Below are 13625 nucleotides of genomic sequence, written 5' to 3' on the forward strand. Positions count from 1 at the left end.
TAAAAGACAAATAAAAGCCCCGTAAACAAACATGTTTACGGGGCTTTTTTAGCATTCAATTCTTGAGTACATCTCTTCACCTTTAGGCGTTGTCATTCCGAGGAGCCCAAGCGACATCAGGAATCTCTTCTCTTAATCTGACTTCCTAGATGTACGAGTTACCCACAGCACTTTTTATATTTCTTACCACTGCCACAAATGCATGGGTCGTTACGGCCAATTTTGAAGCTCTCAATGGTTTGGTTTAGACGCGGGTCAATCTCTGGCGCTGATCGTTCTTCTTGCTCAGGGAAGGTGCCATCAATGTAATACCAAAGACCGTCTTCACGAACAAAGCGCGAACGTTCTTGCATACAGAACTGCTCAGCCTCATCGTTGAAGTAAGCTTTAAACTCAACAAAGCCTTCGTTCTCATGTGAACCTGTGGCTGTACCGATGACTTCTAAACCCGCCCAATCACTATCTATGGATTCAGCAATACCTTCTCTCTGCGCTTCTGCATTACAAGTCGGGTGGTAAGTAGCAACCACATAATCAACTAAACCAAGTACATGTGCAGAATAACGTGAGCGCATTAATTGCTCGGGTGTTTCAACTGCACTGTGGTTAAGGTGTGCTGATTCGCAACATTGTTGGTAAGTATTTTTGCTACCGCATGGACATAAAGGCATAGTCAGATCCTGTAAAAATGGCCTCTATTAAGAGGCCATATATGAATGCGTTGGAGTTTACCAAGAAACGATCGCTCACCAAAGCTTAGTTTCTATTGAAGCAGCAATGTGAAGTGAATTATTTCAACGAAGGTGATAACAGCTCTTGAGCCCAAGTAGTCGCTTCATCATAAGCTTGACCAAGTTCCGCTTCACTTAGCTTGAGAAGTTTACGAATGCGCGTTGCTTCGTCCCAGCGAGCTTGTTCATAAGCGATAACCATCGCCAAAATTGCACCCAGCACACCTTTTCGTTGAATCAGAGCTTGCTTGATCTCTTCATCGATTGGTACTGAGTCCAAGACTTGCTGTAACGGTTGGTCAAAGAGTGAATCAAGTAGAGAGAACATACCGGTCAAAAAGGCTTGTCCGGGTTCTACTTTCACATTCATTTTTTCTACTAAGAGTTCACACTCACGTGCTCGTAACACGGCTAAACCATAGAGTGAATCCGGCTTATCTTCTTTCGCTGAGGCAATCGCTACCAGTGAAACGAACTTACGCAGCTTTTGCTCGCCAAGAAAAATAAGTGCTTGGCGGAATGAACGAATGGTCGTTGCTGAGCCGCCTGCGGAGTTCACGTAGGCAAGTAACTTGTAAGACAACGTGACATCTAGCGTAATTAAACGTTCTACTTCGCCAAAGTCGATAGGGTCGTGCGCAATCTCTTTTAACAGCTGAACAATCGTCAAAAACGCAGGGTTGAGAGCACGAGTTTGAATCATTTCCGGCTTGCTGAAGAAATAACCTTGGAAGTAGGTGAAGCCTGCTCGATTTGCTTCTTGATATTCATCGTAAGTCTCGACCTTTTCTGCGAGGAACTTAATATCCAACCCTTTGAGAGAGTTCATGAACATCGAAGCTTTCGCGATTGAGATCAAACGGATATCAAACTTGATAATTGAAACGTACGGTAAAAAGCGCTTCCATGCTTTGCTTGGGACAAAGTCGTCTAACGCGATGGTGTAACCCGCGTCATAGATAGCTTTTATTGCTTCAAGTAGTTCGTCTGTTGGTTCGCAGTCTTCAAGAACCTCAACAACGAGGCTTTCTTTGGGGAACAGAGTCGGGACTAAGTTGATTAGGCTTGCATAAGGGAAGTTCACGAACCCCAATTTATCACCCAACGTATTATAGTGAGTTGATAAAAAGTGATCGGAAAGCAAACGGCTAGTAGCGAGCTCCGGCTCTACTTCAGGGAAAGTGTTCTTAGGACCATCCCTGAATAGCAACTCGTAACCTATGGTTTTCTTGTCTGTATCGAGTATTGGTTGACGCGCTACGTATGAATATTTCAACTTGGTACTGTGTTCGGTTTATTTCTGGTAGAGAGATAATAGCTAATTCAGTAGAAATTACCATACACTTTCTATGAAAGTCTGACCGATAATAATAATCAAAGTGAAAGTTTAAGAGTGATGTTAAAAGCGGTTGCTAAACTCTCGATTCTGTAGTTCAAAACTTTGCGGAGTGAACACCAGCACTGAACCTTGCGTATACCAATCACCCAATACGATACGAGTTTTAGTGCAATCATTGACGTTAAAGGTGTGGATGTCAGGACGATGAGTATGGCCGTGGATCATAAGATCGACGCTGTTTCGTTCCATCACATCTTCCACTTCTTGTTGTGTCACATCCATGATGTCGAGAGATTTGGTCTGCTTGTCATCTTTGATGTCAGATTGAACCTTCGAGACAATTTTCTTCTTGATGAAAAATGGAATTCTGTTGAAGACCCATTGCAGCCATGGTTGATGCACTTTTTCACGGAAGGCGAGATATTTTACATCTTCGGTACACAGGGTATCACCATGCAACACCACCGCTTTTTGTCCGTAGATATCGATCGTTGATACTTCATCTAGAAGTTGCACGCCCGTTTGCTTGGCAAATTTCTTACCAACTAAAAAGTCGCGGTTACCTTGTGTGAAGTAGCAAGGTACGCCCGTTTTCACTAAGTCGATAAACGCTTGGCGGATAGAAGTCGCGAACTCACTCTTATCGTCGTCACCAATCCAGAACTCGAAAAGGTCGCCTAACACGTAAAGTGCATCCGCTTCTACGGCTTCTTTCTTCATAAAGGTTAAGAAGCAGTCAGTGATGTCTTGTCGTGACGGAGTAAGGTGCAGGTCTGATATAAAATATGTTTTCATAGGTCTAAAAAAAGGGAGCGATTCGCTCCCTATATCCTGATTTTATCGGCTCATCAATTATTAATACTAATCGAAAGCGATGAATTAAGCTTCGATTGTAGTACCAGTGATGATCACTTCTTCTAGAGGTACATCTTGGTGCATACCCATAGAACCAGTGCTAACACCTTTGATCTTGTTTACGATATCCATGCCTTCAACAACTTCTGCGAATACACAGTAGCCCCAACCGTCTAGGCTTTCGCTACGGAAGTTTAGGAAAGAGTTGTCGTTAACGTTGATGAAGAACTGAGAGCTCGCTGAATGCGGTTCCATAGTACGAGCCATTGCTAGCGTACCAACTTTGTTCGCTAGGCCGTTATTTGCTTCGTTCTTGATAGTTGCACGAGTTGTTTTTTCTTTAAGGCCAGAAGTCATGCCGCCGCCTTGAACCATGAAACCATCGATAACACGGTGGAATAGCGTGTTGTCGTAAAAACCGTCACGGCAATACTGTAGGAAGTTTGCGCTTGTTTCTGGTGCTTTTTCTTCGTTAAGTTGAACTTTGATGTCACCAAAATTTGTGTGAAGGATGATCATGATTGTTACCTTACTGTCTTTTTAATATGAAGTTCGAATTCTAGCGCATGTTGGCAGACTTTCAAATCACCAAATCATTAACTTAACTCGGATGTTTGAGGTAATACCAATCGTAGTAAATAACTGGCCATCCTAGCTTGTTAAAACACTTGATAACGTCGTTAGAAATTTTGAATGTAGAATAACTACTTATCGACAATTTCTTCCTTGTTCTCAAGCATTTTTTCTGCGCTATTTATGACCATCTACTTACTGTGATTGGTATAATTCCTGCTTTGGGGGATTACCTATTAAGGTATGACTTGTTATACTGCGAACTTATTTTTGATTAATCCATAAAATAGATAGAGATCATGCTGAAGATATATAACACGCTCACAAGACAGAAAGAGGAATTCAAACCAATTACAGCTGGCAAAGTCGGCATGTATGTCTGTGGGGTAACCATATACGATCTCTGTCACATTGGTCATGGCCGCACGTTTGTTTCTTTCGATGTAGTAACTCGTTACCTTCGTTACCTTGGTTACGATTTGAACTTCGTTCGTAACATCACTGATATCGATGATAAAATCATCAAGCGCGCCAATGAAAACGGTGAGTCTTGTGATTCTCTGACTGAGCGCCTGATTGGGGAAATGCACGCGGACTTCGATGCATTGAACATGAAGCGCCCTGATGTTGAGCCTCGTGCGACTGAATTCATTACTGAAATCGTTGAGCTTGTTGAAAAGTTAATTGAACGTGGTTTTGCTTATGTTGCAAGCAACGGCGACGTGATGTTCGAAGTTAAGAAATTTGACGAATACGGTAAGCTTTCAAAGCAAGACCTTGATCAGCTTCAAGCGGGTGCTCGTGTTGATGTCGATTCTGCAAAACGTAGCCCGTTAGATTTCGTTCTTTGGAAGATGTCTAAGCCCGGTGAACCTACGTGGGAATCACCATGGGGTCCAGGTCGTCCGGGTTGGCACATTGAGTGTTCAGCGATGAACTCTTCTATTCTTGGCAATCACTTCGATATCCACGGTGGCGGTTCAGATCTACAGTTCCCGCATCACGAGAACGAAATCGCACAATCTTGCTGCGCACACGGCACACAGTATGTGAATACTTGGATGCACAGTGGCATGGTGATGGTAGACAGAGAAAAAATGTCTAAGTCACTGGGTAACTTCTTCACTATCCGTGACGTGCTTCAGCATTACGATGCAGAAACAGTACGTTACTTCCTAATGTCTGGTCACTACCGCAGCCAACTGAACTACAGCGAAGATAACCTAAACCAAGCTCGTGCATCACTTGAGCGTCTCTACACATCACTTCGTGGCCTAGACGTTACAGCAGCTCCAGCTGGTGGTGAAGAGTACGTGACTCGTTTCTCTACAGCGATGAACGATGATTTCAACACTCCAGAAGCTTATTCAGTACTGTTTGAAATGGCTCGTGAAATCAACCGCATCAAAACTGAAAGTGTCGAAAAGGCAAGTGCACTAGGTGCATTGATGCGTGAACTAGCAGACATCATCGGTATTCTTCATCAAGATCCAGAGGCTTTCTTGCAAGGCGATGCGGCAGGCAACGATGACGAAGTGGCTGAAATCGAAGCGTTGATCAAACTGCGTAACGACTCTCGTGCTTCGAAAGATTGGGCGAATGCCGACCTTGCACGTGACAAGCTAAACGAGTTGGGTATTGTTCTGGAAGATGGTCCAGAAGGTACGACTTGGCGTCGTAAGTAAGTATTATAAAAAGGGCTGATTTTCAGCCCTTTTTTCTAGCAAAAATTCTCTAATTTCACCTTTTTATCTTCAACTTTTAATTAACAGGAATATTTCTGTGGCTCAGATGTATTTTTATTACTCGGCAATGAATGCGGGTAAATCAACAACGCTTCTTCAGTCTTCATTCAACTACCAAGAGCGTGGCATGACGCCAGTGATCTTCACGGCTGCATTGGATGATCGTTATGGTATCGGTAAAGTTAGCTCTCGAATTGGTTTGCAATCTGAAGCTCAACTTTTTAAAAATGACACCAATATGTTTGACGCAATCCAAAAACTCAATGAAGAAGAAAAGCGTCATTGCGTTTTGATTGATGAGTGTCAGTTCTTGTCGAAAGAGCAGGTGTACCAGTTAACAGAAGTGGTCGATAAACTGCATATCCCTGTACTTTGCTACGGTTTACGTACTGATTTCTTGGGTGAACTGTTTGAAGGTAGCCGTTACTTATTATCTTGGGCAGATAAACTGGTTGAGCTTAAAACCATTTGTCACTGCGGCCGTAAAGCTAATATGGTAATCCGTACCGACGAGCACGGTGTGGCGATTGCTGAAGGTGACCAAGTGGCTATTGGCGGTAATGATCAGTATGTTTCTGCTTGCCGTTTGCACTACAAAGAAGCGTTAGGTAAATAAGCCGATCTCAGAGTTCAGCTTGCTAAAACGAAAAACGGTGACCAAGTGTCACCGTTTTTGTTTATTGAGCCTGTGTTTTTGCTTTATTCCAAGTCGCGCCTTTGCTTTATTCGAAGTGGAGCTTTTGATTTATTCGAAGCCAAGCTGCTTCAAGGCTTGATAGGCATGATCAACGTCATCGGGGATTGGCATCTCAATTTGAAAGCCTTGGGCTGGGTAGAATTTGATTCGTTCATAATCAGCAATCAATGCGCCCAAAACCATGTCTAACGGCAACTCTTCATTAAAGTAATCATCCCAATTTTGCCATTGCGAAGTCACGGTAATTTCTACACTCTCTTCAGGCCATTGTTTACTAAACGTGGCGTAGGTACGTTTCTCCATAAAGGGCTTCTGTACTAAGGTTAGTTTTTTCGGTGACAACCCTTGCTCAGTCAGCAGCTCGTGGGTGAATCGTACATTTTCCCCAGTGTTTGTTGCGTGTTTCTCTATGATAATTGCAGAACCTGGCACACCACAATCTCGTGCGATAGAAGCGAAAGTCTCCGCTTCTGAACGCTCAAAGCTTCCTTCTGTAAAACGTCCTACACCACCAGAAAAAACGATGTATGGAGCAATCTTTTGATGATATAGCTCGGCAGCGTATTCAGCGACACGAGTATCATTACTGCACAGCACAAAGATGCAATCTGAAGGCGTAACCTTGTGGCCCATAGACATGAAGTTCCAAAGGATGTCGATCGAACGATGTAGCTTAGTCCTTGAGTTATTTGTTACAGATTGCTTAGCTATGGATTGATTAGTCATAAAGAGCGTCCAGCGTGGATTCAAATTTAAACGAGTAACCCAAGTCGAGAATCTTTTTCGAAGAGATCAGCTTGTCTGGTGTATCGACCACGAGGGGCAGCGGCTCACTGCTGTTGGCGCTTTTCAGTGCAGCGGCATAAAATTCCGCCTTACTCACCGTGTTCGGGGTCGTAACATTAACCACTTCGTTATGCAGTTGGTTGATAGCGAAGTTGACCGCGCCAATCGCGTCGTCAAGATGAAGCATGTTGGCAGGAGCTTGAGTGCTGACCTGTTTCAATTTACTTGCAAACCTAGATGGGTGGCGGCTAGGGCCGATTAACCCACTGAAGCGAAGGATGGTGTAGTCGATACCGGAATCAATGATGCACTGTTCTGCTTGTAGCATCACGCGTGCATTGTCCGAAAATGAGTTGGCTTGTTCATCACTCGACGTAGAAATCGCTAATGAGGCATCTTGCTCGTATAAGATCCCTGGCTTGGTCGGGTAGACCGTAGTCGAGCTAACCATGATCAGCTTTTTGACATTGGCTTTCTGACAAGCATTAGTTAGCTGTTGCCAGTATTCAGCATATTCTTGTCCCGCACCTTTTCTAAAGCCGGGAGGGAAGCTACCAATGACGATCTCTGCATTATTTTCGAGTAACAGTGAATAGAGTTGGCCGATAGTATGCTCAGGCTCCGATGAGTCAAAGCTGAAAACTTCACATGGGATACGTTTGTTACCAATGGTGTCTGCACCCGCTCGGGTCGTTTTTGTGACCACCACTTGGTTACCATGTTTTTCTAGATGTTTAGATAAAGGTGCACCGACCCATCCTGCACCAACAATAAATATAGAAGCCATGTGTTCCTCACAACTGCAAATGACGAATTTACAATAAGCCTAACAAACCTTTGCCCAAAAATGAAAAAACTCCACGGCCGAGGCGAGTGGAGTTTTTACTGGAACAATGGAGATTTAGTTTAGTACGCGAAGTAGTTTGTCTGCGCGCTCTGCCATCTGTATACCTTCATCTGTTAGGTAACCGCCGTCTGGCTGAGTACAAAGGTTCTTTTCGAATAGGCGCTTAACAGCGTCTTGAGTTTCTTGAGCTGCCTCTTGATGAACTTTAATTCCAGTAGCGGCACTACTTACATCAAATTGAAGAAGGAGGTTTAAATCAGCAATGTTTTCAGCGTTGTACTTCATAATTAACCTATATATTCATAACGTTCTCTACCTTCACCTTAGTGCGCATTCACGGCTCAGGCAATAGCAAATAAAGAGAATTGATAAGTGATACCAAATTGATTGATTAATCATCGAGTGATGAGTTTATTTTGGTTATATTGGGTGATTTGCATCCACTTAAATCATCAGTGATGTTTATTGCTAAGCGGTTGTAATATATTGTGACTAGAAATAATTTGCATTGAGCGAATATTGTATAAAAAGGATATGCATAAGTGAGAGCGAACAAAGTAGCATTAATGATCAGTATGCTATTTGCTATCGCAGGGTGTCAGAGTACACCTTCAGAGCAGACAGACGCGAACCAAACCACAAACAACAATAACCAATCTACAATCGAGGTCCGTTCATTTCAGTCTGTCCAAAGCGTTTACTCCGAATGGGAGGCTAAGCTCGCAGACCACGCTCAGTTGTCTCTCTATGCTCCAGAGAATTACAATGAACTATTAGACGCTTGGGACGACGCTGAAAGCATTTATGCGGATTTACTGAAAGACGAAACTCGGCTCACCAAGAGTTATTCAATTTTTTCGAGCCTGACTTACGCTGAAGCTTTTGATGAAAAAATTGCGTTGATCAAATCAAACTATGACTCGATATTAGTGCTAAAGAAGAAGGCTGACCGAGTACTAGCGGATTCGATTGTGCAAATGGATTACCTCAAGTTCCTTGGCGCAGATACCATGTTTACCTCGAGCTACAAACGCTTGTATTCAGAATACAGCGAGTTGTTTGAGTATGTGCTGGTCGATGAGCTTGAAGACGCTCAAGAAGCACAGGTGGAGTTTCTTAATAATGCTCGCTTATTGGAAGTTAAAGTGGCACATAAGAAATACATCGAACCATTGAAGGACGAGTTAGAGTTCTTGGAAGATGAAGATTTTGATGACGTTGCTCCACTGACTTTTGCTAAAGCAGCATCTCAAATTGCTTTGGCAGAAAGCCAAGTCAAAGCCAGTCCCCGTGAAAAGTCGATCATTGAAGATGCGGTCCACGCTGCGGAGTTTGAGTTGAACCACGTGCGCAGTGTCGCTCATGAAGTCAAAGTGCTCGCGAGTGTAAAGGGCGACAAATTCGAACAGTCGGTTTTGAATGCAGAGAATCAGTTGCTGAGCATTTCACAAGTCGTTAATGATGAAGATTACCGAGATGTTGGGTTGCGTCAGCAATCTCAGAAAATTGTATCGAGTGTGAAAGCGTTAAAAAGCTTAGATATGACAGCGTCATTAAAGTTAGAAATTGAAACTTTGACTGAACAACTCGCTAAGCTAGAGAGTGATAATCAGAAGCAGGCTCAACAATTGTCTGAGGCGACTAAGCATAGCAATCTTCTAGATGAGCAGATTACCAAGAGTGATGCGCATATTAAGAGTTTAGAAGAGCTAGTGGACAGTTTGAGAAATCTAGGTGGTAAAGTTGCCAATGAAAGTGATTCTGATGTAATCCCTTTGAGTACTGGATCGAATCTAGAGGGGTCTGCTCTAGAACAATCATCAGAAGAAGTGATTGAACCTTCGGTTTAGCATCACTAATTTCTTTATTTGTGATTCAGTTAAAAGCGCCTAAGGGCGCTTTTTTACGTTCTGTTGATCTATATCAAAATTTAGAGGCAACAGCGATCTGTGAGTCATTATAGTGTACGTTATTCCTTTGTTTTCTTTCTTAACTTATTGATATTTATAAGTGTGCCATTTTTTAAGTTGATAACCTTTCATTCAGCATAGTTTTCTTTTTACTACTAAAGTTGTATGAATTTTGAATAACTTGGGCTATTTCCTTTCCACAAGGTTGTGGGAGGTATTTTGAGTCTCAAATAGCTCTTGAATTCAGAAATGAAAGAGAGGATTATCTCGCTCCCGACAACATGTTTCAAAATGTAAATCATCATGAATCTGAACCAATTTGACTCATTATTACCGCCACAAATGGCTGAGCGCGCTGCAGATATTGGCGTAGGTAAAGCAACCAAAGATCCAACCAAATCTTTTCTCCTAGCGATTTCAGCTGGCATACATATCGGTATTGCGTTTGTGTTCTACACAATTGTAACCACTGGCGCTGGTGATTTACCTTGGGGTATTACTCGCGTCCTAGGTGGCCTTGCGTTTAGCTTGGGCTTAATCCTCGTTGTTGTTACTGGCGGCGAACTGTTTACCAGTTCGGTGCTCACTCTTGTTGCTCGCGCAAGTGGCAAGATTAGCTGGGGAACCCTAGTAAAGAACTGGGCGACCGTTTATATCGGTAACCTTATTGGTGCTTTATTGCTAGTGGCATGCATGCTTCTGACTAAACAGTACATGTTCGACCATGGGCAAGTGGGTTTGAATGCGATGGCCATCTCTCAGCACAAAATGCACCATGGTTTTATCCAAGCGGTCGCGCTTGGCATCATGTGTAACGTATTGGTTTGTATTGCGGTATGGATGACGTTTAGTGGACGAACATTGACTGACAAAATTGCAGTACTGATTTTACCTGTCGCGATGTTTGTATCATCGGGCTTTGAGCACTGTATTGCGAATATGTTCCAAGTTCCTTTAGCTATCGGTATAAAAACATTTGCTCCAGCTGAATTCTGGACAATGACAGGGGCTAATCCGGCAGACTATGTTGACCTAAACATGATGGACTTTCTGATGAACAACTTGCTGCCTGTTACTATCGGTAACATCATTGGCGGCGGTATCTTTGTTGGCATGTGGTATTGGTTGATTTATTTACGCGATTGATAAAGATGGCGGATCAACAAAGCTTGCGTGACAAGATTAGTTAAAACTCAGTGAAAACATTGAACTGACTTATGACATTTACAAGACGGCCTGCATTGCAGGCCGTTTTTTATTTGTGGAAAACTTACTCGTTGATTTCTTAAATTATCATCTGAACGCTTAACAACGCAGTTCTGCTCGTGTGTATATGTCTTTGAAATCACCCAAGGATCAATGGCGATGATCTTTGCTCGAGCCGAAATGGACAAAAAAGGATCTATATTGATTTGGTTATCCACAATTTCTGTGGATAACCTGTATCAAATTCAGTGAGTAACCAGATCTAAGAGGAGTCGGGAGGTTATTTTGAAGGCTGTATTTGAGCGAGAACTCGCCCTTCTTTGGTCAAAGAAGTCTTTAAAGAAAGGTGAAGTGCGAGCGCCAATGAACTACTCATCATCACGAAAATAGCCAACATGATCATCAGTTGATACTTAATTGCGATCATTGGTGAAGCTCCCCCTAAGATTTGTCCTGTCATCATTCCTGGTAGCGTTACCAAGCCTGTGGTTGCCATTGAGGCCATAATAGGAGACATCGCTTTCTGTATAGCATTACGTACAAAAGGCGCTGCAGCATAAGTAGGAGACGCGCCTAACGCGATTGCTGCTTCATATTCTGATTTCTGTGTTTCAAAAGCACCAAACAGGTTCTGCAATGCCACTATATTACTGCTTAAGCTATTACCCAATAACATCCCTGCGATCGGGATAAGGTACTGAGCGTTAAAAACCGGTGTTGGTTTAATGATAAATAAGCAGATGAACAAGACAATGGGTACACAGGTTACCGCTAGGCTCACAGCGACAGGCACTAACAAGAGGTTTCGGGGTAACTTGGACTTTTCAACAATCGAGCTTGCCCCAACGATAATCATCGTAAATAACCACAGTAAATTGACCCACAAGCTATTCAAAGTGAACAGGTATTCTAGGTAGAGGCCAACCAGAAACAGCTGAACAGTCATGCGAATGATGCTGATAGAAGCCTCTTTTCCAAGGCCAAGTTTTAGCTTGTGGTTGATTACAATTGGCAGCAAGAGAAGTGAACTGAAAAACAATAATTGCCACCAAGATATATCAATAACGTCTTGCATAATGCTTCCTTTTAATAAGGCTTCTATCATATCTGAAAGTGCCAAATGATGCATTTCGACTGCAAAATCATCGATTCTAAAAACGATCAATCATTTAACATTCAAAGTACAAAATAATGGTTATTTGAGGGTTTTTTGGCTACTACTTAGTAGGTAAAACGTTAAAATTGGTTACAATGTGGTTGCGCAAATGTTGGTTTTTAACATTTGTGAAATATACTTAATTCTTCACATTTGTTAATACTTTTTAATAACTTTGTTTAACTAAAAACAAGTTTGGATGACCTCAAAAAAGTATTGATTAGCAAGGGATATAACAGGAGATTTGATTGAACCCTACTTTGTGTATGGTCTAAAATTTGTTGTTAGATACTCAAGAACTTTAGCTCCTTAGAATGAGCTACTCGAAATTACTAAATACAAAATAGGCAAAATGTATGAGTGATGTTAATAAAATTGAAACTGGCGAAAAACGCTCGTTGGAGTGGAAGTCATTCCTCTTCATCGCAGTGGTTCTCTTTCCAATATTAAGTGTGGCTTTTGTAGGAGGCTACGGCTTTCTAGTTTGGGCACTGCAAGTGTTTGTATTAGGTCCTCCAGGTGCACACGGCGGCATGTAATGCCCTCTTGCTATCACATTTTTATTAGAACTAATTTTTAAGAGAGCTAAACATGAAATCATTTTTAGTTAAATTATGGCGCACAATGACTCGCCCAGCAGTACACATCAGTCTTGGTGTACTAACTATGGGTGGCTTTATCGCCGGTGTTATTTTCTGGGGCGGTTTTAATACAGCGCTAGAACATACAAACACAGAAGAGTTCTGTGTAAGCTGTCACACCATGCGTGACAACGTATACGTAGAACTACAAGAAACGGTTCACTGGAAAAACACTTCTGGTGTACGTGCTACTTGTCCTGACTGTCACGTTCCACATGAATGGACAGCAAAAATTGCTCGTAAGATGCAAGCATCTAAAGAAGTATTCGCTCAAGTATTTGGTGACCTAGATACGCCTGAGAAATTCGAAGCTCGTCGTATCGAGCTGGCTAAACACGAATGGGATCGTTTCTCTTCGAACAAATCTCTAGAGTGTAAAAACTGCCACAACTACGATTCAATGGATTTCGAAAACATGCGCCCAACAGCGCGTATCCAGATGAAGAATGCGGCAGAGCGTGATCAAAGCTGTGTTGACTGTCACAAAGGTATTGCTCACAACCTTCCATTAGATATGGCATCAGCGAGCGGCATTGTTGGCGAGCTAGAAAATGTAGCAAGCAGCACATCTTACGCAAATGGTTCTGACGTGATTTCTATTCGTCACCTACCAATGTACACAGATGAAACAGCAACAGTTGAAGCGGGTCTACTAAGCCCTGCAAGTAAAGTTGCGGTTATCGACGAAAAAGGCGACATGATCAAGATTCAAATCGACGGTTGGCGTAAAGCGAAAGGCTTCGGACGTGTAATCCAAGAAGACTTCGGTATGAACATCTCGACTGCAATCTTGACGAAAGAAGTATCTCAAAGTGACGTTATCACTGTTGGTGAGAAGAAAGAAGATGAGCTTACTGGCCTTCCATGGGAAGAAGTTAACCTAGCACTTTGGATGAAGAAAGAGTCTATGGTTGATAACTTCGATCCAATCTGGAACGCAGCGGGTCAAGCGTACCAATCTAACTGTTCAACGTGTCACTCACAGCCAGATGAAGCTCACTTCAGCGCCAACGGTTGGGTAGGCATGCTAGATGGTATGATTGCGTTTGTTAACTTCGATACAGATACAGAAGCACTTGTTCTTAAGTATCTACAGAAGCACTCATCAGATTTTTCTGAAGGCCATCACTAATAAGACG

General features: G+C 42.5%; 14 protein-coding genes. 6 read left to right on the forward strand and 8 right to left on the reverse strand.

The genetic code is table 11. The features are described 5' to 3' along the window. Positions 1-158 precede the first annotated feature (158 nt). From AC3CID_RS05490 to AC3CID_RS05505, 4 genes are all read right to left on the reverse strand, one after another. On the reverse strand, positions 159-671 hold the full coding sequence (locus AC3CID_RS05490) for a YchJ family protein (protein ID WP_488527053.1): 513 nt from the start codon (positions 669-671) through the stop codon (positions 159-161). A gap of 118 nt (positions 672-789) precedes the next feature. Then, entirely contained in the window at positions 790-2007 is a 1218-nt protein-coding gene (locus AC3CID_RS05495; RefSeq protein WP_017093549.1) for an EAL and HDOD domain-containing protein, read from the reverse strand. A 123-nt stretch (positions 2008-2130) separates the two neighbouring features. Next, the gene (gene lpxH / locus AC3CID_RS05500; protein ID WP_017078987.1) at positions 2131-2865 is read right to left on the reverse strand and encodes a UDP-2,3-diacylglucosamine diphosphatase; all 735 of its coding nucleotides are present in this window, start codon (positions 2863-2865) and stop codon (positions 2131-2133) included. 84 nt (positions 2866-2949) lie between these two features. After that, complete coding sequence (locus AC3CID_RS05505; protein ID WP_004734582.1) at positions 2950-3444, reverse strand: peptidylprolyl isomerase; 495 nt, start codon at positions 3442-3444, stop codon at positions 2950-2952. Positions 3445-3797: 353 nt separating this feature from the next. On the opposite strand from AC3CID_RS05505, the gene cysS reads away from it, so the two are divergent. Both cysS and AC3CID_RS05515 read left to right on the forward strand, forming a co-directional pair. After that, on the forward strand, positions 3798-5183 hold the full coding sequence (cysS, locus tag AC3CID_RS05510) for a cysteine--tRNA ligase (protein WP_004734583.1): 1386 nt from the start codon (positions 3798-3800) through the stop codon (positions 5181-5183). 97 nt (positions 5184-5280) lie between these two features. Next, positions 5281-5859 (forward strand): thymidine kinase, encoded by a 579-nt coding sequence (locus AC3CID_RS05515; RefSeq protein ID WP_004734584.1) that lies wholly within the window; start codon positions 5281-5283, stop codon positions 5857-5859. Between the two features lie 129 nt (positions 5860-5988). On the opposite strand, the gene AC3CID_RS05520 is transcribed toward AC3CID_RS05515, so the two are convergent. From AC3CID_RS05520 to AC3CID_RS05530, 3 genes are all read right to left on the reverse strand, one after another. Next, positions 5989-6666 carry a YdcF family protein gene (locus AC3CID_RS05520; RefSeq protein WP_171327522.1) on the reverse strand — a complete coding sequence of 226 codons (678 nt, stop codon included), beginning with the start codon at positions 6664-6666 and terminating at the stop codon, positions 5989-5991. Further along, positions 6659-7513 (reverse strand): NAD(P)H-binding protein, encoded by an 855-nt coding sequence (locus AC3CID_RS05525; protein ID WP_171307778.1) that lies wholly within the window; start codon positions 7511-7513, stop codon positions 6659-6661. The genes AC3CID_RS05520 and AC3CID_RS05525 overlap by 8 nt, the downstream gene beginning before the upstream one ends. A 114-nt stretch (positions 7514-7627) precedes the next feature. After that, positions 7628-7858, reverse strand: a complete 231-nt coding sequence (locus tag AC3CID_RS05530; protein WP_004734587.1) for a TIGR02647 family protein — start codon at positions 7856-7858, stop codon at positions 7628-7630. Between the two features lie 257 nt (positions 7859-8115). Here AC3CID_RS05530 and AC3CID_RS05535 point away from each other — a divergent pair, with 257 nt between their 5' ends. Both AC3CID_RS05535 and focA read left to right on the forward strand, forming a co-directional pair. Next, complete coding sequence (locus AC3CID_RS05535; RefSeq protein ID WP_488527054.1) at positions 8116-9423, forward strand: ATPase; 1308 nt, start codon at positions 8116-8118, stop codon at positions 9421-9423. Between the two features lie 363 nt (positions 9424-9786). Continuing rightward, complete coding sequence (gene focA, locus AC3CID_RS05540) at positions 9787-10629, forward strand: formate transporter FocA (RefSeq protein ID WP_488524479.1); 843 nt, start codon at positions 9787-9789, stop codon at positions 10627-10629. 340 nt (positions 10630-10969) lie between these two features. Here focA and AC3CID_RS05545 read toward each other — a convergent pair whose 3' ends face one another. Then, the gene (locus AC3CID_RS05545; RefSeq protein WP_237299476.1) at positions 10970-11764 is read right to left on the reverse strand and encodes an ABC transporter permease; all 795 of its coding nucleotides are present in this window, start codon (positions 11762-11764) and stop codon (positions 10970-10972) included. 437 nt (positions 11765-12201) lie between these two features. Here AC3CID_RS05545 and torE point away from each other — a divergent pair, with 437 nt between their 5' ends. Both torE and torC read left to right on the forward strand, forming a co-directional pair. Beyond that, positions 12202-12384 carry a trimethylamine N-oxide reductase system protein TorE gene (gene torE, locus AC3CID_RS05550; RefSeq protein WP_004734591.1) on the forward strand — a complete coding sequence of 61 codons (183 nt, stop codon included), beginning with the start codon at positions 12202-12204 and terminating at the stop codon, positions 12382-12384. Between the two features lie 52 nt (positions 12385-12436). Beyond that, the gene (torC, locus tag AC3CID_RS05555) at positions 12437-13618 is read left to right on the forward strand and encodes a pentaheme c-type cytochrome TorC (protein ID WP_004734592.1); all 1182 of its coding nucleotides are present in this window, start codon (positions 12437-12439) and stop codon (positions 13616-13618) included. Positions 13619-13625: the final 7 nt, after the last annotated feature.

The organism is Vibrio sp. QJM3NY_21 (genome assembly GCF_057785975.1).